The sequence below is a fragment of the Rhodococcus sp. MT28 genome (assembly GCF_058792695.1).
Genome location: NZ_JBXAFD010000001.1, coordinates 639,072 through 662,871, shown reverse-complemented (window position 1 = coordinate 662,871; position 23,800 = coordinate 639,072). Strand labels below are relative to the sequence as shown.

Sequence of the window (23,800 nt, the reverse complement as noted above, 5' to 3'; positions counted from 1 at the left end):
CTGGTACTTCGCGAGAAAGTAGGTGTTCGGTTGTGCTCATGCGCGTGCCGTCTCGGAGAGCAGCTCGCTCAGATGGCTGCGCATGCGATCCGTATCGGCTTCGACACCCGTCAGGAGTGTGAAGGTGTCAGAGGCTTGAGCCACCAGCATCTGGCCACCGTCGAGGACTCGACATCCGAGAGTAATTGCAGCGTCGAGTAATTCGGTGCGCATCGGCCGATAGACGATGTCCGCGACCCACAAGCCCGCGTGGAGCGCCGCGGGGTCGAACGGAGTTCCGGGATGGCCGACCATCCCGATCGGAGATGCGTTGACGACGCCGTCGCACGTAGTCAGGTTGACAGCGATCTCACTGATCGCCAAAGCCGTTGTGCGCGTGGCAGGAAAGGCCGAGGCGACGCGAGAACACACATCGGCAGCGCGATCGGGATCAATATCTGCGATGCGAAGATCCGTGGTACCGGCGGCGGCGAGTGCGTACGCCACGGCGGAACCCGCCCCGCCAGCGCCTGCGAGTACCACTCGGTCCAAGGCGGCGTCGGGCAAACCGCGCTGCAGTGCTGTGAGGAATCCGCTGTGGTCTGTGTTGTGGCCGATCAAACTGCCGTGGTCGACCACAACCGTGTTGACGGCACCGAGCAACCGCGCGTTGCCGGACAGCTCGTCGAGCGCGTCCACGACAACCTGCTTGCACGGGTGGGTGATGTTCAGTCCGGTGAAATCGCCCGCGACGGCGCCACGCACCACCTCACCGGTATTCTCGACCGAGATGTTCAGGTTCTCGAGATCGATCAGTTCGTAGCTGTAATCGTCGAGTCCGAGTGCTGCTGCTTCGTGTGCGTGCAACGCGGGCGAGAGTGAGGTGGCGATACCCGACCCGACAAGGCCGATACGGTGACGTGTGTATTCGGTAGTCATGACATTCTCCTGCATAAGTGGGGACGGCCCCTCGCGGCAATTCAGCGCGAGGGGCCGGTCCGGTCAAGCGTTGTTGCTGGTGAGCTCCGAGTCCTGCTTGGTTGGCAGGCTCGGCTTCGGTTGGCCCAGTTCAGCTGTGGGCGTGCGGTACGTTTCCGGTCCGGTCATTGCCGCGATGGCGGAGACGACGGCGAAGCCCAGGCACATCCAGGCAACCGGTGTCCAGTTGCTCTTGTCTCCGGCTGAAATCGCCTGAGCGATAGCCGGTGTGAAGCCGGCAACAAGGAGTCCGAGCATGAGGCTGACGGCCATTCCGGTGTATCGGACCTTCGCGGGGAACTGCTCCGGGAAGTACGCCGGGTACGTGCCGTTGGGCATCGCGTAGAAGATTCCGATCATGACGATTCCCGAAGCGAAGACCATGGGGACGCTTTGGGTTCCGATCGAATGGAAGAAGACGAAGATCATCAGGCCGGCTCCGATCGCGCCGACGACGAAGATGGGCTTGCGTCCGTAGCGATCCGAGAGGATGCCGAACAGCGGCTGAGTCAGTACGGCAACAAAATTGGCGGTCGCGATAGCCCACAGCATCGTGGAGCGTTCGAAGCCGGATTCGACGGCGTACGCCAGAGCGAAGACGTTGACGATGGTGTTGATCATCGCGAAGGTCGAGCTCATGCTGATACGGATCACGGTGCGCCAGTGCGAGCGGAACATCTCGACGACGGGAATCCCGGCCGTCTCGTCCTGTTCCTTGAGTTCTTCGAATACCTCGGGTTCATCCAGGGCGCGACGTAGCCACAGGGCAACGACGGTCACGATGATGCTGAGCCAGAAGGGAACTCGCCAACCCCACGAGTAGAGATCTTCGTCGGGCAGGCTCGCCACTGGGATGAATACCAGGCTGGAGACGACGATGCCGAACATGATCCCGCTCATGGTGAACGAGGTGAAGAACGAACGACGGTGATCCGGCGCGTGTTCGAGCGTCAGTGCGGAAGAGCCGGGTGATTCACCGCCGGCAGAGAGCCCTTGAAGTAGGCGAAGCAAGACGAGAATGATCGGCGCGGCGATACCGATCTGGTCGTAGGTCGGCAGGCAACCGACGATGACCGTCGCAACACCCATGAGGAGCAGGCAGGCGAGAAGCGCGTTCTTGCGTCCGTACCGATCGCCGAGGTGACCCCAAAGCACCGCGCCGAGCGGGCGGGCGACGTAGGCGACACCTAAGGTGCTGATCGAGAGCAGGGTTGCCGTTGATCCGCCGCCGGGGAAGAAGATCTTGGGGAACACCAGTGCGGCCGCGGAGCCGTAGATGAAGAAGTCGTAGTACTCGAGGGTGCTGCCGAGGAAGCCCGAAACGGCGGCGCGGCGCGCGTTCGCATTCGGATGTTCCTCGGTCGAGTTCGTGGATCCGGTGGAGGTGATCGGAGGTGCCATGTGAAGTCCTTTCGTCCCGATGGGCCGGCCGTGGCGGCACGTTTGGAGATGCACCACGCATCGGTGACGTCCCTCACCTTTCGGCGGCTGAGACGACAGTGCCACGAAGGACTATGGCGCGTCCAACACTAAATGAGTCTCAGATAATGACGTTTTTGGTCTCAATCTCCGGCGTCGGCAGAATTTCCTCGGATGTCTCCAATGCGACGGCGAGCGCATCGGTCATGTGCCGCGGTGACCAGGCAATTCCGTGATTCATGAACGTCGGCTCGCCGGTGAGTGGGACGAACACACTGCCAGGTGGGGTGATAGCAGCCATGCCGGACGTCATCAGCGCTACACCGACGCCGGCGGCAACGAGCATCAGGATCATGTACGGATCGGTGATCTCCTGAACCACGCGAGGCCTGAAGTCTGCGTTCATGCAGGCGCGCATCGCGGTTTCCTGGAGGGCCGAGCCGGCCGAGAGCGGGGTGGTCACGAATCCGTCGTCGGCCAATTCGCGGAGGTCGATCGCGTCTCTCTCTGCGAGGGGATGGTCGATCGGAAGCACAGCGCCGAATGCCTCCCGTCGGATCAGCCGGGTAGACAGTGATGCGGATTCCACGGGTAGTCCGACGAAGGCGAGATCGAGGGCGCCGCTCTCGAGTTGGATGACCGCGTCGCGCGTCATGATCCGGCCGAGGAGTGTCAGTTCGACTTCCGGATAACGCTGACGCAACGCGCGTGTCAGTGGCGGAAGTGCTTGATAGTTGAGCACTCCGGTGAACCCGATTGTGACTCGTCCGTAGACGCCTCCCGACGACGCGCGCGTAGCGTGTCGTGCCGTCTCCATGTTCTCGATGACGCGATAGGCGTGGGGGAGAAAGGCATGTCCGCCGGATGTGAGTGCGACGCTGCGAGTGCTTCGTTCGAACAACTTGACGCCGATGTCCTTTTCGAGCTTTCGGATCATCTGGCTGAGCGGCGACTGGGCCATCTGGAGCCGTGATGCGGCCCGCCCGAAGTGAAGTTCTTCCGCAACCGCGACAAACGCGTGCAACCAGCGGGTTTCCATCGGCAAGGCCTCCAGGTATTTGACGTTGACAACAAACGCCATATATTCAGAATTTCTACACAGTGTGACGGCAATTATGCCTGTTTGCAACATAAATTGAGTGCGAAGCGCACAGAAACTCAGGAGTGAATGCGATGCAGGGTTACCCAGAGGGTGTCACCGCGCTCGTTACGGGCGGTGCGAGCGGAATCGGCGCCGCAAGTGCAAAGCTGCTGACGGAGAAGGGAGTTCGGGTGGTAACGGCAGATCTTGCCGAAGGCGCGGACGAACAACTCGACGTGAGTGATCCGACAGCAGTCGATGCGCTTCGAACCAGGCTCGGCAGAGTCGACATCTTGATCAACAGTGCGGGAATCGTAGGACCATCAGCGCCACTCGTCGACGTCGACCTCGCGGCTTGGCAGCGTACGTTCCGCATCAACGTCGAAGGGACATTCCTGATGTGCCGGGCGTTCGTGCCGGGGATGGTTGCGTCGGGGTGGGGGAGGGTTGTCAACCTCGCAAGTATTGCGGCCAAGGACGGAAACCCGAATCAGAGTGCATATTCCGCGTCCAAAGCGGCCGTCGTCGCGCTGACGAAATCACTCGGCAAAGAGGTCGCCACCACCGGTGTGCTGGTCAACGCGATAGCTCCGGCGGCCGTGGAAAGTCCTATGAATGCCGGCACCGATCCGGCCATCCTCGCCCGTTCGCAGTCTTTGACGCCGATGGCACGGATGGGGAAGGCGGACGAAATCGCCGAACTGATCTCCTGGCTGTCGTCGTCGGCGGTGAGTTACTCGACCGGCGCCGTGTACGACGCCAGCGGCGGCCGCGCAACATACTGAATTACCTTCTGGGAGAAATCGATCAGAACTGGAGCAGTGACTGCCACAGTTCGCGAGATGCGTCCTGGTACTCGAGCATGTGCGAGATCAGTTCACGCAGTGGCTGCGTCGGTTCGAGTTCTTCCGGAAGGAGCGGATTGCGCACGATGACCGCGATCACCGCGCTGCCCAGAGCAAGTGATTCGCGGGCCGCCTCCTCGCGACTGATTGTCGCCAGGCGTGTTTGCGCCTGTGTGAGTGCTTCACGGGCCTCCGCGATGTCGGCCAACAGCGCTTCGGAGTTCCAGAGTGTGCGGATTGTCGAATCATCCTCGGGGGCAAGGTGAGCGATTTCCATGACGGCCGATTCGGGGGCGGCGCCGAGTCGGTGGAGAGTGCGGCGGGCGCTGTCCGTGCCGCCGAGCAGATTGTTCGGTCGGACTGCGAGTGTGGGCTTCCACTCCTCGAAACCCGCCAGTCGCAGCGCTTGATCGTGCCGGCGGGCGGCAGTGCGGTCGCTTCGTTTGAGCCCCGAGTGCTCGACGGCGATCCAGGTGCCGTCCCAGGGGCGTATGCGATCGGTACGAGTTCGCCACCCCTCCACTTCGCTGTAGGTGGGGATACCGTCCGGGTTGAGGACGTACGTTCCACGAGCGGTACGACGCAGTTTGTTCTCTCGGCACAGGCGGCCCGCTGCCACGCGAATGCTCGATGCGCTGACGCCGACGATCTCGCCGGCCCGGGTCAGCACAGCGGTGCTGAACTCGGTGTCCGGGCTCGCTGTTGCGAGGTCCAGCACAACTCGGGTTGCGGACATTCCTCGATCAGTTTGTAACAACTTTTGAACAACTCCTGACAAATTCTGTTACAAGTGGCATGGTGGGTACCGGGAAACCTTATCCGCGAGCAGTGAGGAAATATCGTGACCGACTCCGATCGACCAGGTGGCGATGTCTATGTGGAGCGTGACGGTGGCGTCACCGTCATCGTGATGAATCGCCCTGATCGCAAGAATGCGGTGGACGGGCCGATGGCGGCGCAGTTGCGTGATGCCTTCCTGGAGTTCGAATCGGACGAGAGTCAGAAGGTGGCGATTCTGTGGGGCGCGGGCGGCACATTTTGTGCCGGTGCGGATTTGACCGCAGTCTCCGACCCCGCCCGCGTGCATGAGTTGCATCCGGAAGGCGGCGGCACCGGCCCGATGGGGCCGAGTCGGTTGGTGTTGTCCAAGCCATTGATCGCCGCCATCAGCGGATACGCGGTTGCAGGAGGGCTCGAGCTTTCATTGCTCGCGGACCTGAGGATCTGCGAGGAGGATTCCGTGTTCGGAGTCTTCTGCCGGCGCTGGGGAGTTCCTCTCATCGATGGTGGGACCGTGCGACTGCCGCGAATCGTCGGGCAGGGGCGAGCGCTCGACATGATCTTGACCGGTCGCCCGGTCGACGCTTCGGAGGCGTTGGCCTTCGGACTGGCCAATCGTGTTGTTCCAGTGGGGCAGTCACTCCAGGTAGCCAAGGAGCTTGCGCACCAGTTGTCCGCTTTCCCACAACTCTGCATGCTCGCGGATCGCGCATCGGCCTACCGATCTTTTGATCTACCACTTGCCGAAGCACTGCGCGCCGAGGGTGTCGCAGGAAATCCCATTGTCATCGCCGAAGGTGTGCGCGGCGCTGCTGCGTTCGCCGCGGGCGCCGGCCGGCACGGCCGATTCGAGAACAACCCGAATTCGAACGAGGAAACTGAACCATGATGCCCATGACCCGAGATCTGATCGCCCGTGGTGCGCGACAGCACGGACCGCGAACAGCCGTCGTCTTCGGCGATCGATCGATGACGTTCACGGAAGTGGACGAACTCAGCAGCCGATTGGCGCATACATTCATCGCGCTCGGTATCGGGCGTGGCGCACGGGTTGCGTTGCTGGTCAACAACTCTCTTGCCAGCGTGCCTGTCGATTTTGCGTGTGTCAAAGCCGGCATCAACAGGGTTCCGCTCAACTCGCGACTCTCGCTCGACGAGCACGCACGAATGCTCGAGGACACCGACACTTCGCACGTCGTTTTCGGTACTGACCTTGCCGGCCGAGCTGCTGAACTGTCCGCCAGGTTCCCGGATCGGACGTTCGTCGGGCTGGAAACAGGTGCGGAGGGGCAGCTTTCGCTGTTGGATCGAGCACAGGGCATGTCTTCGGCCACTCCGGACGTCGAGGTAGATCCCGACGACGTGATCCTGACGCTGTTCACTTCCGGGACCACGGGAACGCTGAAGGCCGCGCAGCACACTCAGCGCAGCTACGCCGGAATCTGCCGCAATGTTCTGCTCAATCTGCTTCCGGCGACTCAGGACGACACGATGTTGCACGCAGCATCACTGATTCACGCCAGCGGTGTCTTCGTGCTTCCATTCTGGCTCCGTGGCGGTAAGACCGTCATCCTCCCCGGTTTCGACCCGTCGACCTTCTTGGACTCGATAACCGAGCATCGGGCTACGGCAATCAATCTGGTGCCGACGATGATTCAGATGCTCCTCGAACGCCCTGATTTTGCGAGCGCAGACATCTCGAGTCTGAAATCCGTGATCTACGGTGCGTCGCCGATGCCGCTGGCCACCATCGAACGGGCGATGCAGGCGTGGGGGCAACACCGTTTTCTCCAGTACTACGGGCAGACCGAGGCACCGCTGTGTATTGCAGTCTTACGGCCCGAAGATCACACGGAAGATCGCCTGCTGTCCTGTGGTCAGCCGGCCATCGACGTCGAGATCAGGCTGCTCGACGGCGAGGGAAACGAAGTGCCCCAGGGAGAACCGGGTGAAATCGTGATCCGCTCGCCATCGGCGATCGCCGGATACTTCAATGCACCGGAACTGAATGCGGACACCTTCACCGAAGACGGCTGGGTTCACACCCGTGACATCGGTCAGTTCGACGCCGAAGGATTCTTGTTCTTGAAGGACCGAGCTTCGGACATGATCATCAGCGGCGGATACAACGTCTACCCCCGTGAAGTCGAGGATGCACTCCTGACGCATCCGTCTGTCCGTGAGGTCGCCGTGGTGGGTACCGCCGACGCCAAGTGGGTGGAGGCGGTCACGGCTGTGGTGGTGCTCGAGGACGGGACCGTCGAAAACGACGTACTGCAAGCATCATTGGTCGCGCACGTCGGCGAGCGACTGGCGTCGTACAAGAAGCCGCGTCGGGTTGTTTTCGCAGAATCCATACCGAAGACGGCCGTCGGCAAGCTCAATCGGAAGGCGCTGCGAGACGAACTCCGCGACGCTATCTAACTCCGCGAGTGCGGAATTGAACGCTGATTCTCGGCCCGAGGGCCCGCGCACTCTTCGGGACACAGTGTTCCCACGTGCGTTGGCAGGATCCGCCCATGACGAGTAGATCTCCGTGTCCGAGATTGAAGCGGATGGATTCGCCGCCCCCACGAGGGCGCAATAGGAGCGGGCGAGCCGCACCGAGAGACAGGATGGCCACCATCGTGTCCTCGGTGCGACTTCGTCCCGTATCGTCCCCGTGCCAGGCAACGCTGTCGGAACCGTCGCGATAGAAACAGAGACCCGACGTGGCGAATGGTTCGCCGAGTTCGTCGAAGTAGTGACTGCTCAGCGCGTCTTTGGCTTCGGTGAGAAGTGCGTCCGGCAGTGGTTGATTCTCTGCGTAGAAACACACCAGACGAGGGACGTCGACAACGCGGTCGTACATCTGACGCCGTTCGGAACGCCACGGCACCGTAGCTTCCAGATTGTCGAACACGGCCTCCGATCCGGTCAGCCAGGCCGGGCGATGGTCGACCCATGCGCCGGCTGTGAGGATACGTCTCTGCACCGTGCCCTCGAGATCGCCCAAAGAGACGCCCAGGTCACCGTTGTCGAACAGAGACGGTTGCATCGTGGCGGTCATAGACTCCACCGTACACCGAAATCGAACATATGTTCCCATGAAATTTGATTGCAGTGCTGGACGGCTGTTCATCCTTGCTGGGTGATGTCCGGCGGCGTGAACCTTTGAATACTGTTCTCACGCTATTTCGCCGAAGAAGGGGATGTCATGACTGCTCCGCACCGATCTCATGCGAACCACCCTGTCCGACAAGGCTTTGCCATCGGGACCACGGTGGCGGCAGCATGCCTGCTCTTCGTCGCGGGAATCGTCGCGTTGCTGCAGGGCATCGCGGCTCTCGCGGACAACGATTTGCTGATCGTCGGAGTCAATTACACCTTCGAATTCGATGTCACGACATGGGGTTGGATCCACATCGTGCTCGGAATCATCGGCATCGCGGTGTCGCTGGGATTGTTCGTCGGCATGGCGTGGGCCCGCGGGATGGCATTCGTCATCGCGGCACTTTCGATCGTGGCGAATTTCCTGTGGATGCCGTACTACCCGCTGTGGTCGATCGTGATCATCGCCCTCGACGTCGCTGTGATCTGGGCCGTCGCGACCTGGCGACCTGACGAGGTGTGATCCTCTGACCGAAGTGAGTGGTTCACCTGCGGTAGGTGAACCACTCACTTCGCTGTGTCCGGGCCTCCACGGTTGGCCTCATCCCTACGCGGCGTCAGCGCCGTTTCGGTGACTCGCGATCCTGGTTCTCGCGCGGACGCATGTCCTTCGTCGATCGGTGTGGGAAGCCATGGATCATCGAGCAAGAGATCCAGCAGATCACTACCGTTGCGATTCCGAGTCCGATCGACGCGAATGGTTCCTGCGTAGCCAGCCAGACGCTCAGTCCGATTGCCGTCCCGACGATCAGAATCAGGATGGTGTCGAGTCGTGTCGTTTGCATCGAAATCATCGCCTGGCACAGATAGTTTCTGGCGGCCCGCTGGTTTTGGCGGCCCGCCGCCCGGCGAGTGACAGCCGGGGGCAGACCTTGCGCGGCTGACCCCTCGCTCTGGAAATCGCCGCCGCAAGTGATCAATACCCGCGAAATTCGTCTGCGAAACTCCTCACGGAAGAACAGGGCCTTATGTCTCAAGGCCCGACATGCCGGGCCTTGACTATGACGTAGCGTCATAGTTAATGCTGTTCGTATGCGAATCAGCGACGTGGCCAGTGCGGCAGGCACCACTCCGCGGACCGTTCGGCACTATCACCGACTGGGGTTGCTGGCCGAGCCGAGACGACTGTCCAACGGTTACAGAACTTACGAACTTCCCGATCTGGTCAGGCTGATGCGCATTCGATGGCTCTCCGCCGCCGGCATTCCACTCGGATCCATTGCCGCGATGATCGAACCGACGCCGATCGATGTACGAGAACCGGACGACTTCGCCGAAGATCTTTCCTCCCTGATCGCGGAGATAGACCGGAAGCAGCGCGTCCTCGCAGACCAGCGAGTGCGCCTCGAGGAAATGCTGTCGGCGCGAGGTGCTGGGAGGGTGGTCTCGCCGCTTCCGATGGAGCTGCTGTCGGCGTTCGACGAGTTGATCGCGTCGTCCCCCACGGGTTCGGTGCGACGCTTGTTCGAGCGCGAACGCGACATGTGGGAATTGGTGGCGATCTCGGGCGCAGCGCCGCACGAACTGTTCTCCACGGCTACACGATTGCTGTCCGACGAGGGCGACCGGAATCGAATTGTCGATCTGTACCGTCGTTTCGCTGCATTGGCTGGGCGTGAGGTAGTCGACGTTGCAGACGAGATCGCGTGTCTGTCCTGCGAGTTGGAGGAATCACTGGCCGGGGTGCTCGGCGACGTGTGCTCAGACGGAGACTCTGCAGGTGTCGGCCTTTCGGTCGCGATCGCGGATCTGGTGCCTGATCCAGCGCAACGTGAAGTGGTTGCGCGCGTCGCAACACGTCTCATGTCAGGCGGTACGGCGTGATCCGATCACTGTGGTTGCTCTCGACGGGCAGGAGAGACGGAGGTTCCAGTGATACAGCGACTTTCGGATACGCGAAGGGGACCATGTCGATACCGGTGGCATTTGTCGCGGCGAGTGTGATCGAGGCCGTGGCGATTCACTTCCTGGTGCCGTGGCAGTGGCTTCGCGTCGTGCTGCTCGTTGCAACGGTGTTGTCGCTGATTGCGATTGGCGGTTGGCTTGCCGGACGCGTCGTGCACCCGCATCTCGTGTCCGCTCGAACGGTGGTGTTTCGTTCCGGCACGGGCGTTCGTGTCGAGGTGGACCGATCACGGATTTCGCGGGTGAGCATGGTCCGAAGATTCGGTGAGACCGCAAACTCGATTGTCGGCGACTGCCTGGTTCTACCGGGGCCCGACGGCACTGTCGTGGATGTCGGCTTCGACCGACCCGTCTCGGTCACGCTCCCGAAACGGCTGTCGAAGGGATCTAGCTCCACCATGATCGGTGGGTTGCGGTTGCATGTCGATCAACCCGGTGAATTCTGTGCAGCGTTGTCGCGGGACTGAACTCGCAAAGATCGTCTGGAGTCGGTCAGAGCGGAGACCTAGATGGAAGACCTTCAGGGAATCGGCTCGACAACCAGCCACTGCACCGTGCCACCGACATTCCATAGTGCATCGGGGTTGTCGAGCGAGGCCGCGTACGTTGCCGCAGCTTGGTCGCCGGCGATCTCACCGCTCTCACCCGACGGCGGGTTGGGCTCGAGGAATTCGGAGGGGTGCGGCCCTGGCCATGCAGGCACGTCGAACGGGGAAATGCTGGTGTCGATGAGGCCAGGTCGATGCACGGTCACCCGGTCGGGAACTTGCTTGGTTTCCGCCGCCACGGCAATGCCTGGTCCTTCGGCAGCTTCGCCGTCGCCGCTACCGCAGCCTGCCACTGCAAGAACAAGTCCCGTGATTGCCACACCCACTACCGCATGACGTATCCGCACCGTTTTCTCCTAGCCGGGGCTCACCCCGTTCGAACTCCACTATTGCATCTCGCCAACTCCGCGGGATGCGTCTTTCGATAAATGTGGGAAACGCACTGAATGTGCTCGACAGGAGAATTGGATTGTACTGTGAGCCATGCCGACCCTGCTTCGACGTGCATTCAAGATCGGCGCGGTAGCGCTGGCAACGATTGTGGTGGCGGCCTACCTGTATCTGGCCTTCACTTATCGCAGCGCTGATGTCTTTGCGCCGCCAGGGCGCATCGAGTCTCTCGGCCGGACCTACCTGATCAGCAATTTCCCGCCGCGCACTCGTGAAGATCTCGAACAGCGATTCACGCAGGGCCATCGTGAGCAGTACACCTTGGAACAAGTGAGTTCCGTATTTCCGTGGCGCGCTGTCTACCAGTGGCAGAACGACCAGATCCGCGGCCAGGCGACGTCGAGCGCGTACCTGAAATGGGGCGAGACGTACATCAGCTATTCGCTTTCGGGTGGCCCATGATTCTGCGTAGACCGAGTCGAACTCACATCGCTTCGTCTGCTGTCGCTCGTCGCGCTACTGCTGCACCGGACTGAGCCTGCCACCGTTCTTCGATGCGGCCGTACCGCCACACGAGTAGAGCAATCAGCCAGGTGGCGACAAAGAGTCCGACGATGATGAAGCCCATCGCGCCGAGATCCAAGTTCCCGATGGCGCCGATAAACCCGTCGTGAATGTCGAGTTTGTCGGTGAAAATCGAGATGATTTCCTGGGTCCCGATCAGCAGTGCCACTGCCACCGAGAGTCCGGTGATCACCATGTTGTAGTAGATCTTTCGGACCGGCTGAGCAAATGCCCAACCGTAGGCGAAGTTCATGAACGATCCGTCGATCGAGTCGAAAAGCGACATCCCGGCGCAGAAGAGGATCGGCAGAACGAGGATCGAATACCACGGGAGCCCTGTCGCCGCCGCGCCGCCGGCGATCACCAACAGCCCGACTTCGGTGACGGTGTCGAATCCCAATCCGAACAGTAGGCCGACCGGGTACATGTGCCAGGGCTTGCGAACCATCTTCATCACCGGGCCCAGAATCTTGTTCAAGGCGCCGCGGCTGTCGAGTTCCTTCTCGAGTTGTTCCTCGTCGAAGGTTCCGGCCTTGTACTTCGTGTACACCCGATGAATCCCGATGAGAGAGACAAGGTTCAAGATTCCGATCAAAATCAGGAACGTGCCGGAAATGGTGGTGCCGAACAAGCCGGTCCACTTCTCCAGATCGGAGTTGTCGTCGGAAAGGCTGGTGGCCAGTTGCCGCACACCCAAAGCCAAGAGGGCGACGAGTACGAAGACGATGGTCGAGTGTCCGAGCGAAAACCAGAACCCGACGGACATCGGTTTCTTGCCGTCCGCTACCAACTTCCGAGTGGTGTTGTCGATAGCGGCGATGTGATCGGCGTCGAAAGCATGGCGCATGCCGAGCGTGTACGCCGTTACGCCGAGTCCGACGCCGAAGACACTGCCTTCGATCGTGTAGTGGCCGGGGACAACCAGGCCGAGAAGAACTGCCCACCCGACGACGTTGAGCGCTACGACGGTGACGGTCATCCCGATGATGCTTCGACGCTGGCCTCGATCCAGACTGTGCCAAGCACCGGCGATTCGAGTGCCTGTCGTGGTCATTGTCGTGGACATCGAACCTCACCGATCCTTCAGTCGCGGCCTGCGGCCACGCTACTGAAATCGTATAAGTGTTCAACTGTTCAGATAAGCGCCTGGAGGTTACAAATTGCCCATTCGGGAGTAAAGATATTTTGCTCGTCGATGGGAAATGCTCAGGCGAACACGGTATTGACCAGCGCGACGTAGATCGTCGTTCCGACGACGATGCTCAGGACGGCATTCTTTCGCCAGAGGTGCGCGGCGATCGTGGCGCACACTGCAATCAGTTCGGGTAGGCCATGAGAAGGGGCGGTGATCGACACCCCTTTGAGTGAATACATGACGAGAATCAACATGACGCCTGCCGGCATGTAGATGCCGAGGTAGCCGACCAGGGCGGAGGAGCGCAGCGGCATGAGCGCGGCGAAGGGGATTGCGCGCAGCGCGAAGGTGACCACGGCCATGACTGCGACCGCCGCAAAGATGTACGAGGTGTCAGGCATCGATCTTCGCCTTTCGTGAGTCGTAGACAAAGCGCCCGATCAGGAAGAGCACGAAGGCGCCCATCGCAATTGGCAGCATGTGGTCCGGCGCTGCGAGCCGGGCGACCAGAGCGCAGGTGACCGCGGCGACCGGCACCGCGAATCCGTTTTGTGCGCGAATCGCTTCGATCGAGAGGACGACGAACAACGCCGTCAGGGCGAAGTCGAGGCCGACGATCGAGTCCGGAATCCACTGTCCTGCTGTCGCGCCCAGAATCGCGCCACCGATCCAGTAGCCGTGCAGGTACAGCTGGGAGTAGACGATGACGCGTCCGGTGAGTGCCTTGGGATCGGCAGTTACCGACATCGCATAGGCCTCGTCGGTCAGCGCGAACATGCTGTAGAAGCGGGCGAAGGGGTTGCGAATCTTTTCCAGCGGAAAACTCAAGGCGTAGAACACATGTCGAAAGTTGACCAGCAGTGCGGTCAGAGCGACGTACGGCAGCGGTGTCATGGCCGCGACCATTCCGACCGCGAGAAACTCCAGCGATCCTGCGTAGATCAGCGAGGTGAAAGCGACTGCCCACCAAGGGCTGAGCCCTTGTTGGACCACAAGAACACCAAGTGCGATCCCGAGTGGGAGCAGGCCGAATCCAACCGGTAGCGACAGCTGGAAGGCGTGCCGCCACGCCGGGGTTCGCGGTGGGAGTTCGACGGCTGGTGCGGCCGTCGACGATGCTGGTTCGATCACGACGCAAATCTATAACAAAGATCGAGGTGATCGATTGCTCAGAATGCCCACATATTGAACAGTGCGCAATAATAGTGCGATGGATGCCATGGATGACGCAATTTTGTTTCACCTACGCCAGGACTCGAGTTTGACCAATACCGAGTTGGCGGATCTGGTGGGTCTGACACCGTCCCCTTGCCTGCGTCGGGTGAAGAAGCTCGAAGCCGACGGAATCATTACCGGGTACCGGGCGATCGTCAGTCAGGAAGCGCTCGGTCGAGGATTTCAGGTGATCGTCACCGCCGAGATCGGAGTCAACGACCAGGCCACCATCGAGGACTTCGAATCCCAGGTCGCCGCCTTCGACGAAGTGATCGAATGTCGGCGGTTGTTCGGAATTCCCGACTACTTCATTCGGGTCGCGGTGAAAGATCTCGCGACGTACGAGAACTTCATGGTCACCAAGCTCAGCGGGCTTCCGGCTGTCTCGCGGGTGACATCGCTGATCACCATGAAGACCATCAAGAGTGTCGACTGATGCCCGGGCTCGGCTGAACCTTCACTAGGTGTCGGTGGTCGGCGTTAACGTCGGAACATGGGATACGAATTTCAAGTCACAGTAGATTCGGCACATCCGCACGAACAGGCGAAGTGGTGGGCCGCAGCACTCGGGTGGGCAGCGGAGCCCAGCGACGAAGACTTCATCAGGGGCCTCGTCGCCGCTGGTCACGCCAAGGAATCCGACACCACGACATTCGAGGGAGTCCTCGTCTGGCGCGAAGGTGCGGCCATCAGCGATCCGGAGCATCCCGAACGTCCCCGCGTTCTGTTCCAACTGGTTCCGGAATCGAAGACGGTGAAGAACCGGCTCCATTTCGACATACGAGTGGGCGACAAGCGCGAGGATGTCGCAGCGCACCTCGAGACGGTGGGGGCGACGATCCTGCACCGGGGAGCGCAGGGGCCGAGCGTGTGGATCACGATGACCGATCCCGAAGGAAACGAGTTCTGCGTCAGCTAGCGGTACGAACTCGGAGTGTCGCCGGTCCATCGTTTGAAGGCCCGACGGAAGGCGCTGGGCTCGGAGAACCCCAATCGCGCCGAGAGTACTTCGACGGATTCTCCGCGCCGCAAACCAGCGATGGCTACGTCGCGGAGCACTTCCTCTCGCAGTTGATTCAGTGATGTTCCGTCACGCCGCAGCAGTCGACGCAGATGGGGAACGCTGATCGAGAGCATCTCCGCGATCTCCTCGGCCGTGGAGGTTCGCCCCTTCACCCCGAGTTCCAGGACCCGTCGCACCTGCGCCGACGCAGTGCTGTCGTAATCGCGTTCGGACATGAGCTGAATCGGAGATTCTCGGAGGTACTCCTCCAACGTCTCCTCGGTTTGGATGATCGGTGCACGCATGGCCGAGTTGTCGAATTCCAGTGCCGCGCGCTTCGCGCCGAAGGTGACCGGCGCTCCGAAGATGTAGTCGTAGTCCTGCGCCAACCGTGCATCCGGTGCCGAGTACGGAAATTCGACCGCCCGAAGTCGGACGCGCTTTCCGATCAACCATGCGGAAAATCGGTGCAGCAAGATCAGGACGAAATCGGTTGTGACACGTTCTGCGACATCAGGTTCGGCGACGCCTTCGCGAGCTCGGACAGCGAAACTCACCCGAGTGCTTTCCTCGCCCTTTTCGATCGACAGTGGGGCCAGAGCCGGTAGCGCACGGATCACGTCGGACATTCGAGCGAAGGCCGATCCGAGATCAGGGCAATGGATCAACGTCAGGCAGATCAATCGGAAAGTGCCACGGGGGACCGGGGCGGATCCGAGGCCGAACAATTCGTCGTCGGTGATCTGCCACGTGGATTGGATGAACGTGGTGACCTGAGTCGGGGTCAGCCGGGCGCGCGGGTCGGACAGTGTCTCGAGGTCGATCCCGGCAGCGCGCAGTGCACCCGACAAATCGACGTCGTTGTCCGGCGAGAACGCGAGATAGCGGTGGACGAATGCGGTCGGGATGGTCCGCGCTGTCATGGGTGCGCTGCTCCTTGGAGCAGGTGGAGACGGCGTGCAGCTTCGGACAGAATGTGGTCCTGCTTGCAGAAGGCGAAGCGCACCAGGTGCTTCCAATCGTCGCGGTTGTCCGCGAACACGTCGACCGGAACGGCCGCGACGCCGATCCGCTCGGGCAGTGCGCGGCAGAAATCTCCCGCATCGGTTTCGCCCAACGGTCTGATGTCGGCAAGGAGGAAGTACGTGCCGCCACCGGAATGCACCGTGAAACCGGCCTCGGTCAGAGCTTTACCGAGCACGTCGCGTTTGCCTTGCAAGCTCTGTCGAAGTTCGACGACCCACGGCTGTTCGTTGGTGAGCGCGTAGGCAACGGCCGGTTGGAACGGTGCACCGGCAACAAATGACATGAACTGCTTGGCGGCACGGACTCCGTCGATGAGTTCGCGCGGGCCGATCGCCCAGCCGGTTTTCCAGCCGGTGACATTGAAAGTCTTTGCGGCACTGGACACCGTGACGGTGCGCTCACGCATGCCCGGGAGCGACGCCATCGGTGTGTGGGTGAGGCCGTCGAAGACCAAGTGCTCGTAGACCTCGTCGCTCAACACGATCAGGTCGCGTTCGCACGCGAGTTCGGCGATCGCTCGAAGTTCGTGATCGGTGAATACGGTGCCGGTGGGGTTGTGAGGACTGTTGACGATCAGCATCTTCGTCTTGGCGGTGATCGCGCCGCGCAATGCATCGAGATCGACCGCAAATCCGTCTCCCGCGGTTACCAACGGAACTGTGCGACGTACAGCGCCTGCCAACGCGACGGATGCAGCGTAGGAGTCGTAGTACGGCTCGATCAGCACTACTTCTTCGCCGGGCTCGACCAGTCCGAGAATCGCAGCACTGATCGCCTCGGTGGCGCCGACGGTGACCAGAACTTCGGAGTCGGGATCACTGTCGAGTCCGTAGCGGATGCGCCGATCCTCCGCGATGGCCTGACGCAAGACGGGCATGCCCGGACCGGGCGGGTATTGATTGACGCCCTCGGCGATGGCTCGGCGCGCTACCTCGAGCATGGCAGCAGGGCCGTCGGTATCCGGAAAGCCCTGACCGAGGTTGACCGCGTCGTGAAGTGTGGCCAACGCTGTCATCTCGGCGAAGATCGTGGATGCGAACGGCTGCAGACGCGAGACGGTGCGGTTGCGGGGCGTCGAAGGCATCTTTGCAGCTTAGTCGGCTGACACCGCATCCTCACATCCGCTCGGACGCGGTGCTTGTCACGTTTGAATCGCCGCCATCGTCCAACTCTGTAGAGAGCATCGAATCCGGTGCCCCAGAACATACGGAGGCTTGCCATGACTCGCATTCCCGCAGTGACACCGTCAGAAGCCAGTCCGTTGATCAAAGTGGCATACAAATTCGCCGCCAGGCAGTACGACGAAGTCCCCGAGCCCTTTGCCGTCCTGGCCAACCATCGGAAATTGTTCGTAGCGGCTGCCCGCCACGAAATGGCTGTGCAGAAGGCGTCGAAGGTGCTGCCGTCGAACATTCGTGAACTGGCCGTCTATCGCGTCGCCTGGACTGTCGGCTGCTCGTGGTGTGTCGACTTCGGGACGATGCTCTCGCGCTTGGACGGTTTGGACATCGACAAGTTGAAAGAGATCGCGAACTACCGGGATTCATCGAAGTACAGCGAAGACGAGCGGGCCGCGATCGCCTACGCCGACGCCATGACCGGTGACCCCCATGGGGAGAACGGGGTGACGGACGAACAGGTCGCGGATCTCGAGCGCAGGTTCGGGCGAGCGGGCGTCGTGGAACTGACCTATCAGATCGGGCTCGAAAACATGCGCGCCCGGATGTATTCGGCGTTGGGGATTACCGAGCAGGGGTTCAGCACCGACTCCTGCCGTGTGCCCTGGGCAGAAGAATGATGCGCTGATTCGTCTACGGCAACTATCGACAATGCTCCGCAGATACGTGATCATGATTGACTAGTTCACGCATCTGCGGAGCATTTCGGCTTGTTAGGTCCGCACTTGCGACCTACGATCACCTGGTGCCCAACATTCGAATCCGCGAAGCTGCCGGCCTGCTCGGTGTCAGTGACGACACCGTCCGGCGGTGGGTCGACGGTGGGCTTCTCACCGCGACGACGGACGACTCCGGCCGCAAGGTCATCGACGGTGCCGAGTTGGCGGGCTTCGCCCGGTCCAACGCCGGACCCGCACCGGCCGATCCGCTCACGGGTGCGAGTTCGGCCCGCAACCGGTTCGCCGGCCTCGTCACCAAGGTCGTCACCGACAAGGTGATGGCTCAGGTCGAAATGCAGTGTGGGCCCTTCACTGTCGTCTCGTTGATGAGTACCGACGCGGTTCGGGAGCTCGGACTCGAGGTCGGGAGTATCGGAGTCGCAATCGTGAAGGCCACCACGGTCATCGTGGAAACGCCGTAGTTTTTGAACATACTGGAGGAAATTCGTGAAGCGTGTAGTCGGACTTGTTGCAGCAGGTGCCTTTTCGCTTGCCCTGGTGACCGGTTGTAGTTCCTCCGACAATTCTTCGTCGGAGACGTCGTCGGCCGCTCCGACCACAACCACTTCGAGTGAGAGTGCCACGGGAAGTATCACCGTCTTCGCGGCGGCGTCACTCAAGAACAGCTTCACCGAACTCGGCAAGGAATTCGAGTCCGAGAACCCCGGTTCATCGGTCACTTTCAGCTTTGCCGGGTCCTCGGACCTCGTCGCTCAGATCACTCAGGGCGCACCGGCTGACGTGTTCGCCTCGGCTGACGCCGCCAACATGACCAAGGCCACCGACGCCGGCGTCGTCGCGGGGTCGCCCTCGGACCTCGCGAGCAACACCTTGACGATTGTTGTGCCGCCGGGCAATCCGAAGGGAATCGCGTCGTTCGCCGATCTGGCAAAGGAGGGGACGCAACTGGTGATCTGCGCTCCGCAGGTCCCTTGTGGCGCGGCTACGAAGAAGGTCGAGACGGCCACAGGCGAGACCCTCTCGCCCGTCAGCGAAGAATCGTCGGTGACCGACGTTCTCAACAAGGTGACGTCCGGGCAGGCCGATGCCGGCATCGTTTACGTCACCGACGCGAAGTCCGCTGGTGACAAGGTTCAGACCGTCGCGTTCCCGGAAGCCACCACGGTGGTCAACCTGTACCAGATTGCGGTGCTGAAGGATTCGAAGAATTCGGGAACGGCAACCAAATTCGTCGATCTCGTGAAGGGGCCCAAGGGCCTGGCAGTTCTGAGTGACGCGGGATTCGCTGCCCCGTGACACACCTAAGACCGGCGGTCCGGGCTCCGCTCGGGTTGCCGGTATGGATTTACCTTCCGGCGCTGATCGGCGGAGCGTTTGTCATCGCGCCCTTGGCGGCGATGCTGGCCACCGTGCAGTGGTCGCAGTTCTGGGAACTCGTGACTTCCGAATCGTCGGTTGCCGCGTTGAAACTGAGTTTGAAGACAGCGGCAATGAGCACGCTGCTGTGCATCCTGTTCGGGGTACCGATGGCCGCGGTGTTGGCGCGCAGTCATTTTCGGGGACTGTCCGTTCTTCGATCCTTGATTCTGCTCCCGCTGGTTCTGCCGCCAGTGGTGGGCGGTATCGCGTTGCTGTACACGTTCGGGCGCAAAGGGTTGATCGGTGAGCAGTTGGAAGTGCTCGGCATCCAGATAGCATTCTCGACAACCGCGGTGGTCCTGGCGCAGACGTTTGTCGCGCTACCGTTCCTCGTCGTCAGCCTCGAAGGTGCGCTACGCACTGCGGGCACACGATACGAGGCCGTAGCCTCGACGCTCGGAGCCCGCCCGACCACCGTGCTTCGCCGGGTGACTTTGCCGCTGGTGCTTCCCGGTCTGGTGTCAGGGGCAGTGCTGGCTTTCGCTCGCGCACTGGGGGAGTTCGGTGCAACGCTGACGTTCGCGGGAAGTCTGCAAGGGGTCACGCGTACCCTGCCGTTGGAAATCTATCTCCAGCGTGAGACCGATCCGGATGCAGCGGTAGCGCTTTCGCTGGTGTTGGTCGTAGTCGCGGTGGTCATCGTGGTTGCGGTGCGTGGACGCGGATCGGCGGGTTCGTTGTGAGTGGCCTCCACGTCGACATCGAGATTCCGGAGCGCGATGTCGTTGCGACGTTCGACGTCGCGGCCGGTGAGGTGACCGCTGTCCTCGGACCGAACGGCGCAGGCAAGTCGACGGTACTGGCGGCGGTTGCCGGACTACATCACCCGCGGCGTGGGTTGATCGAACTGAATTCTCGCGTTCTCACCGATACCGGTAGGGGAGTCGCGTTGGCGCCGCATCGGCGCGGCACTGCTCTACTCGCGCAAGAGGCACTTCTCTTTCCCCACCTCAGTGCGGCCGCGAACGTGGCGTTCGCGCCGCGCAGTGCAGGGCGGTCGCGTCGCGATTCCGCCGATTCCGCGCGCCACTGGCTCGACGCAGTCGACGCCGCCGAATTGGCTGACCGCAAGCCGTCACAGCTCTCCGGCGGTCAAGCGCAACGAGTCGCAGTGGCGAGGGCATTGGCTGCTGAACCCGAACTACTCCTGCTCGACGAACCGATGTCTGCGCTCGACGTCGCCTCCGCCCCGGCATTGCGGTCGTTGCTGCGTAGAGTGCTCCGAACAGGAGATCGCACGGCCGTGCTCGTCACGCACGACGCTCTGGATGCGCTGGCCCTTGCCGACACCGTTGTCGTGCTGGACGGCGGCCGGGTCGTCGAACGTGGTGACGTACGAACAGTTCTGACTCGCCCGCGTAGTGCATTTGCAGCACGCATCGCAGGGATCAACTTGCGCAGCGGCACGATGGCCGGAGACGGAATGCTCAGAAGTCCGGTCGGGGTGGATATCGCGGGCCAGACGGAGACCGACTTACCGGCCGGCAGTGCCGCCGTGGCAGTCTTCGAGCCGCGAGCAGTGTCGGTCTACCTGGATCCGCCTCACGGGAGCCCACGAAACGCGTTTGCGGTCACGATCGCGGAGATCGAAAATCGAGGCGATGTCGTCCGAGTCCGAGCCGAGGACGAAGCCGGCCAGCCGGGCTTGTCTGCCGACATCACGGCGAGCGCAGCGGCCGAGCTCGATCTGGTTCCGGGATCGGCCGCTACGTTTGTGGTCAAGGCCACCGAGACGCTGATCTATGCGCAGGGCGCAGGCTCGTAGACGTCCTCTACGACCGAATTCGCATAGAGGGCTGCAATTTCGGACGCGTACTTCTCGGCTATCGGCTTGCGCCTGAGCTTCATCGTCGGTGTCAGCTCGTCGCCGCCTGGCTCCCAGAACGTGGTGAGTACGTGAAACCGCTTGATCTGCTCGGCCCTCGACAGACGCGAGTTTCCCTCGGCGACAGCAGTTGCAACGATGTCGACGATCCGAGCGTCCTTGGCGAGTACCGCGGCCTCGGCCGCAAGTCCCAGTGAGCGTGCCGCTCCGACCGCGGCGTCGGCGCTGAGAGTGATCAACGCTGTGTTGAACTTTCGGCCGTCTCCGATCGCCACGACCTCACCGATCAACGACGACGACGTCTTCACTGCGGTCTCGATGGCAGCGGGGGACATGTTCTTTCCCGACGCATTGATGATCAGCTCCTTCTTGCGATCGATCACCGTGAGGTATCCGTCTGCGTCGGCCGTGACGATGTCTCCGGTCGAAAGCCAACCGTCTGCACTGATCGCTTCGGCTGTTTTTGCCGGTTCGCCGCGGTACCCCTTCATGACCAACGGTCCTCGAACCAGTAGCTCGCCGTCCGCCTCGATGCGCATTTCCATGCCTGGAAGCAACTTTCCGACCGTTCCCAGCTTGGTCGGCTCGGCCGGTGCGGTGCTCGCAATGCATGTCAGCTCGGACATTCCCCAGATCTCCGAGATCGGAACTCCCAGGGCTGCAAAGAATGCCAAGGTGTCCGGCGGAATCGGTGCGGCGCCAGAGATGGCCCACTTCAGTTCGGCAAAACCGAGTTTCGCACGCAGAGCGGAGAGGACCATTGCATCGGCTCGGGCGTAGTCCGCTTCCAGTTCGGCGGGGACTGTTTCACCGGCTCGCAAGTGTGCGAGCCGAGTGCGACCGACGTCGAGTGCCCACTGCAATGCCGCTCGCCGCGCGTCGTCCGGTTCGTTGGCGACGGCCGATTCGACTGCAACCTTCAGCTTTTCCCACACACGGGGGACGCTGCCCCAGATCGTGGGGCGACAGTCCGGAAGCGCAGCCGCTACCTGGCTCGGATGCGGCACGACAGTGATCTGGGTGCCGAACACCATTTGCATGTACAGGCAGGTGAGCCGATCGGCGATGTGCGCCGACGGCATGTACGAGGTGATGCGGTCACCGAACTCGACGGGGAGTACAGCACTGACGGCGGTGGTTTCGAACAACAGACAGGCATGAGTCGTCTCGACGCCCTTGGGGTTGCCGGTCGTGCCGGAGGTGTAGATCAACGTGGCGACGTCGTTCGGTTTCACCGCACGCCAGGTGCTCTCGAAATCGAAATCGGCGGCAGCTGAGGACTTCATCTGCTCCAGCGTCAGGGTGCCGGACTGCTGGGCAGACGGTTGCGCGTCGACGACCACGATCGTGTCGAGTGTGGCACCGGATCGGCGAACGGTATCCACGTACTGGGCCTCGCAGACGAGGACTCGCGCACCGGAATTGGCGAGGATGTACTGGATGGCTTCGGGTGCCGACGTGTTGTAGATGGAGAAGGATGTCGCGCCGAGGTGTTGGGCGCCGACGTCGATCGGGTAGAACTCGATGCGGTTACTCATCATCAATGCAACCGTATCGCCATGTCCCACGCCGATTCCGGCCAATCCCGCGGCAACATCGCGAACCTGTTCGCCGTACGCGCGCCACGTCAGTGTTCGCGCATCGCCGATGTCTCGCAGGGCCACCGCGTCGGGCGCTACCGCCGACACTCGCTGGAAGGCTGCACACAACGTAGTCATGATGTTCTCCTGGATGCCTTTGTCAGGGCTGACGCATTCGTCGGGGCCGCAGCGGTGGTTCTGTCTTCGAGTTCGCGGATCAGGTCGTGTGCCTGTTTGTCTTTTGCCAGGTAACCGTCGGCAAGGACATTGATGAATCCGCGTCCCCACGCCCAGGGTTCCCAGGCAGCGGGGGCAAGGGTCCGGGCGGCGCGGCGCGCGATCGCGTCGGCGATCACGGTGGCGGCACGGTCCGGGGAGATTCGATGACGGAGGGGACCGGGTAGTCGAGCGTCGAGTTTGCGCCCGATCTCGTCGTCGTCGAGTGTGGCGCGTGCAAGTTGTGTATCCACCATCCCGAAGTACGCGATGCCGGCAGTAGCGCCGTAGCCGGCAACCTCGAGACGCAGCGCCCGGCCGAGCGCTTCGACCCCAGCCTTGCTGATCATGTACGAAGCGCCGCCCAAACCGGGGGCGAACGACGCCGCCGATGACACGACGACGATGTGCCCACTGTTGCGGATCACCTCGTCGATGGTCGGATGCACGGTGTTGAAGACGCCGGTGAGATTGACGTCGAGCACACGATCGAAGGCGTCGGGATCGATCTGGCGCAATGTTGCCGGGGGAGGGGTGATTCCGGCGTTGGCCACCACGACGTCGATTCTGCCCAGCTGCTCGATGATCGTTTGCACGGCTGCGGTCATGCCGTTCCGATCTCGGACATCGGCCGTCACCGTCACGACTCGCTGTGACTCGAATGAGCGCTCGGCCGTTGCCAATGAACTCTCGTTGACGTCGACCAGTGCCACGGTGGCCCCACGCCGGTGGAGAGTGCGCGCCAGCGCTGCACCGATACCGTCGCCTCCACCGGTGATCAGTACGACCTTCCCGGCGACGTCGTAGTCGAGTCGGCGTCCGGGCAGTGGAATGCCCAGATCGCGGACTGTTCCCGCAATTGCGGACAAGCGTCCCGTCATTGC

General features: G+C 61.8%; 28 protein-coding genes. 14 read left to right on the top strand and 14 right to left on the bottom strand.

The features are described from left to right. Nucleotides 1-36: 36 nt before the first annotated feature. The 3 genes from AC1Q6C_RS03165 to AC1Q6C_RS03155 form a co-directional block, all read right to left on the bottom strand. On the bottom strand, nucleotides 37-918 hold the full coding sequence (locus tag AC1Q6C_RS03165) for a shikimate dehydrogenase (RefSeq protein WP_492666366.1): 882 nt from the start codon (nucleotides 916-918) through the stop codon (nucleotides 37-39). A gap of 63 nt (nucleotides 919-981) precedes the next feature. Beyond that, a complete protein-coding gene (locus tag AC1Q6C_RS03160) occupies nucleotides 982-2,358 on the bottom strand; it encodes an MFS transporter (protein WP_030535326.1) in 1,377 nt (458 codons plus the stop codon). Nucleotides 2,359-2,497: 139 nt separating this feature from the next. Then, entirely contained in the window at nucleotides 2,498-3,415 is a 918-nt protein-coding gene (locus AC1Q6C_RS03155; RefSeq protein ID WP_020970528.1) for a LysR family transcriptional regulator, read from the bottom strand. Nucleotides 3,416-3,549: 134 nt separating this feature from the next. Between AC1Q6C_RS03155 and AC1Q6C_RS03150 the strand changes: the two genes are divergently transcribed. Then, nucleotides 3,550-4,242 carry an SDR family NAD(P)-dependent oxidoreductase gene (locus tag AC1Q6C_RS03150; protein WP_042921794.1) on the top strand — a complete coding sequence of 231 codons (693 nt, stop codon included), beginning with the start codon at nucleotides 3,550-3,552 and terminating at the stop codon, nucleotides 4,240-4,242. A 22-nt stretch (nucleotides 4,243-4,264) separates the two neighbouring features. On the opposite strand, the gene AC1Q6C_RS03145 is transcribed toward AC1Q6C_RS03150, so the two are convergent. Beyond that, nucleotides 4,265-5,038 carry a hypothetical protein gene (locus tag AC1Q6C_RS03145; RefSeq protein WP_042451267.1) on the bottom strand — a complete coding sequence of 258 codons (774 nt, stop codon included), beginning with the start codon at nucleotides 5,036-5,038 and terminating at the stop codon, nucleotides 4,265-4,267. A 105-nt stretch (nucleotides 5,039-5,143) separates the two neighbouring features. Here AC1Q6C_RS03145 and AC1Q6C_RS03140 point away from each other — a divergent pair, with 105 nt between their 5' ends. Next, on the top strand, nucleotides 5,144-5,971 hold the full coding sequence (locus tag AC1Q6C_RS03140; RefSeq protein WP_211920784.1) for a crotonase/enoyl-CoA hydratase family protein: 828 nt from the start codon (nucleotides 5,144-5,146) through the stop codon (nucleotides 5,969-5,971). Then, nucleotides 5,968-7,506, top strand: coding sequence for a class I adenylate-forming enzyme family protein (locus tag AC1Q6C_RS03135; protein ID WP_211920782.1), 1,539 nt, complete (start codon nucleotides 5,968-5,970; stop codon nucleotides 7,504-7,506). Before AC1Q6C_RS03140 ends, AC1Q6C_RS03135 begins: the two co-directional genes overlap by 4 nt. On the opposite strand, the gene AC1Q6C_RS03130 is transcribed toward AC1Q6C_RS03135, so the two are convergent. Beyond that, nucleotides 7,499-8,131: an alpha-ketoglutarate-dependent dioxygenase AlkB gene (locus tag AC1Q6C_RS03130; RefSeq protein WP_007733562.1), complete on the bottom strand. Its 633-nt coding sequence runs from the start codon at nucleotides 8,129-8,131 to the stop codon at nucleotides 7,499-7,501. The genes AC1Q6C_RS03135 and AC1Q6C_RS03130 overlap by 8 nt on opposite strands. Before the next feature lie 147 nt (nucleotides 8,132-8,278). Between AC1Q6C_RS03130 and AC1Q6C_RS03125 the strand changes: the two genes are divergently transcribed. Continuing rightward, complete coding sequence (locus AC1Q6C_RS03125; protein WP_492666365.1) at nucleotides 8,279-8,695, top strand: DUF7144 family membrane protein; 417 nt, start codon at nucleotides 8,279-8,281, stop codon at nucleotides 8,693-8,695. Between the two features lie 94 nt (nucleotides 8,696-8,789). Here the strand turns inward: AC1Q6C_RS03125 and AC1Q6C_RS03120 are convergent, their stop codons facing one another. Then, nucleotides 8,790-9,017 (bottom strand): hypothetical protein, encoded by a 228-nt coding sequence (locus AC1Q6C_RS03120; protein WP_020970523.1) that lies wholly within the window; start codon nucleotides 9,015-9,017, stop codon nucleotides 8,790-8,792. Nucleotides 9,018-9,264: 247 nt separating this feature from the next. Between AC1Q6C_RS03120 and AC1Q6C_RS03115 the strand changes: the two genes are divergently transcribed. Next, nucleotides 9,265-10,056, top strand: coding sequence for a MerR family transcriptional regulator (locus AC1Q6C_RS03115; RefSeq protein ID WP_270008161.1), 792 nt, complete (start codon nucleotides 9,265-9,267; stop codon nucleotides 10,054-10,056). Beyond that, complete coding sequence (locus AC1Q6C_RS03110) at nucleotides 10,053-10,604, top strand: hypothetical protein (protein WP_492666364.1); 552 nt, start codon at nucleotides 10,053-10,055, stop codon at nucleotides 10,602-10,604. The genes AC1Q6C_RS03115 and AC1Q6C_RS03110 overlap by 4 nt, the downstream gene beginning before the upstream one ends. 53 nt (nucleotides 10,605-10,657) lie before the next feature. Here the strand turns inward: AC1Q6C_RS03110 and AC1Q6C_RS03105 are convergent, their stop codons facing one another. Further along, entirely contained in the window at nucleotides 10,658-11,032 is a 375-nt protein-coding gene (locus AC1Q6C_RS03105; RefSeq protein WP_050654739.1) for a hypothetical protein, read from the bottom strand. Nucleotides 11,033-11,168: 136 nt separating this feature from the next. Between AC1Q6C_RS03105 and AC1Q6C_RS03100 the strand changes: the two genes are divergently transcribed. After that, nucleotides 11,169-11,537, top strand: coding sequence for a hypothetical protein (locus tag AC1Q6C_RS03100; RefSeq protein ID WP_492666363.1), 369 nt, complete (start codon nucleotides 11,169-11,171; stop codon nucleotides 11,535-11,537). Nucleotides 11,538-11,559: 22 nt separating this feature from the next. On the opposite strand, the gene nicT is transcribed toward AC1Q6C_RS03100, so the two are convergent. The 3 genes from nicT to AC1Q6C_RS03085 form a co-directional block, all read right to left on the bottom strand. Continuing rightward, nucleotides 11,560-12,705: a Nickel transporter NicT gene (gene nicT, locus AC1Q6C_RS03095; RefSeq protein WP_211920778.1), complete on the bottom strand. Its 1,146-nt coding sequence runs from the start codon at nucleotides 12,703-12,705 to the stop codon at nucleotides 11,560-11,562. A gap of 140 nt (nucleotides 12,706-12,845) precedes the next feature. Then, the gene (locus tag AC1Q6C_RS03090; RefSeq protein WP_003940007.1) at nucleotides 12,846-13,175 is read right to left on the bottom strand and encodes a branched-chain amino acid transporter permease; all 330 of its coding nucleotides are present in this window, start codon (nucleotides 13,173-13,175) and stop codon (nucleotides 12,846-12,848) included. After that, entirely contained in the window at nucleotides 13,168-13,905 is a 738-nt protein-coding gene (locus AC1Q6C_RS03085) for an AzlC family ABC transporter permease (protein ID WP_003940360.1), read from the bottom strand. Before AC1Q6C_RS03085 ends, AC1Q6C_RS03090 begins: the two co-directional genes overlap by 8 nt. 79 nt (nucleotides 13,906-13,984) lie before the next feature. Here AC1Q6C_RS03085 and AC1Q6C_RS03080 point away from each other — a divergent pair, with 79 nt between their 5' ends. Both AC1Q6C_RS03080 and AC1Q6C_RS03075 read left to right on the top strand, forming a co-directional pair. Further along, nucleotides 13,985-14,425, top strand: coding sequence for an Lrp/AsnC family transcriptional regulator (locus AC1Q6C_RS03080; protein WP_020970517.1), 441 nt, complete (start codon nucleotides 13,985-13,987; stop codon nucleotides 14,423-14,425). A gap of 57 nt (nucleotides 14,426-14,482) precedes the next feature. Next, entirely contained in the window at nucleotides 14,483-14,908 is a 426-nt protein-coding gene (locus tag AC1Q6C_RS03075) for a VOC family protein (protein WP_003940409.1), read from the top strand. Here AC1Q6C_RS03075 and AC1Q6C_RS03070 read toward each other — a convergent pair. Further along, the gene (locus AC1Q6C_RS03070) at nucleotides 14,905-15,915 is read right to left on the bottom strand and encodes an AraC family transcriptional regulator (RefSeq protein ID WP_003940556.1); all 1,011 of its coding nucleotides are present in this window, start codon (nucleotides 15,913-15,915) and stop codon (nucleotides 14,905-14,907) included. The two genes, AC1Q6C_RS03075 and AC1Q6C_RS03070, sit on opposite strands and share 4 nt — an antisense overlap. Then, the gene (locus tag AC1Q6C_RS03065; RefSeq protein WP_003939670.1) at nucleotides 15,912-17,102 is read right to left on the bottom strand and encodes a pyridoxal phosphate-dependent aminotransferase; all 1,191 of its coding nucleotides are present in this window, start codon (nucleotides 17,100-17,102) and stop codon (nucleotides 15,912-15,914) included. The genes AC1Q6C_RS03070 and AC1Q6C_RS03065 overlap by 4 nt, the downstream gene beginning before the upstream one ends. Before the next feature lie 135 nt (nucleotides 17,103-17,237). Here AC1Q6C_RS03065 and AC1Q6C_RS03060 point away from each other — a divergent pair, with 135 nt between their 5' ends. The 5 genes from AC1Q6C_RS03060 to AC1Q6C_RS03040 all read left to right on the top strand — a co-directional run bounded on the left by AC1Q6C_RS03060 (nucleotide 17,238) and on the right by AC1Q6C_RS03040 (nucleotide 21,060). Beyond that, nucleotides 17,238-17,816, top strand: coding sequence for a carboxymuconolactone decarboxylase family protein (locus AC1Q6C_RS03060; protein WP_007733549.1), 579 nt, complete (start codon nucleotides 17,238-17,240; stop codon nucleotides 17,814-17,816). 125 nt (nucleotides 17,817-17,941) lie between these two features. Further along, complete coding sequence (locus tag AC1Q6C_RS03055) at nucleotides 17,942-18,337, top strand: TOBE domain-containing protein (protein ID WP_003940157.1); 396 nt, start codon at nucleotides 17,942-17,944, stop codon at nucleotides 18,335-18,337. 25 nt (nucleotides 18,338-18,362) lie between these two features. Continuing rightward, nucleotides 18,363-19,172 (top strand): molybdate ABC transporter substrate-binding protein, encoded by an 810-nt coding sequence (gene modA, locus AC1Q6C_RS03050; RefSeq protein ID WP_209909671.1) that lies wholly within the window; start codon nucleotides 18,363-18,365, stop codon nucleotides 19,170-19,172. Continuing rightward, on the top strand, nucleotides 19,169-19,978 hold the full coding sequence (locus AC1Q6C_RS03045) for an ABC transporter permease (protein WP_020970514.1): 810 nt from the start codon (nucleotides 19,169-19,171) through the stop codon (nucleotides 19,976-19,978). Before modA ends, AC1Q6C_RS03045 begins: the two co-directional genes overlap by 4 nt. After that, the gene (locus AC1Q6C_RS03040) at nucleotides 19,975-21,060 is read left to right on the top strand and encodes a sulfate/molybdate ABC transporter ATP-binding protein (RefSeq protein WP_007733546.1); all 1,086 of its coding nucleotides are present in this window, start codon (nucleotides 19,975-19,977) and stop codon (nucleotides 21,058-21,060) included. The genes AC1Q6C_RS03045 and AC1Q6C_RS03040 overlap by 4 nt, the downstream gene beginning before the upstream one ends. On the opposite strand, the gene fadD11 is transcribed toward AC1Q6C_RS03040, so the two are convergent. Both fadD11 and AC1Q6C_RS03030 read right to left on the bottom strand, forming a co-directional pair. Beyond that, complete coding sequence (gene fadD11 / locus AC1Q6C_RS03035; RefSeq protein WP_492666362.1) at nucleotides 21,036-22,838, bottom strand: fatty acid--CoA ligase FadD11; 1,803 nt, start codon at nucleotides 22,836-22,838, stop codon at nucleotides 21,036-21,038. The genes AC1Q6C_RS03040 and fadD11 overlap by 25 nt on opposite strands. Continuing rightward, nucleotides 22,835-23,797 carry an SDR family oxidoreductase gene (locus AC1Q6C_RS03030; RefSeq protein ID WP_125051842.1) on the bottom strand — a complete coding sequence of 321 codons (963 nt, stop codon included), beginning with the start codon at nucleotides 23,795-23,797 and terminating at the stop codon, nucleotides 22,835-22,837. The genes fadD11 and AC1Q6C_RS03030 overlap by 4 nt, the downstream gene beginning before the upstream one ends. Nucleotides 23,798-23,800 lie beyond the last annotated feature (3 nt).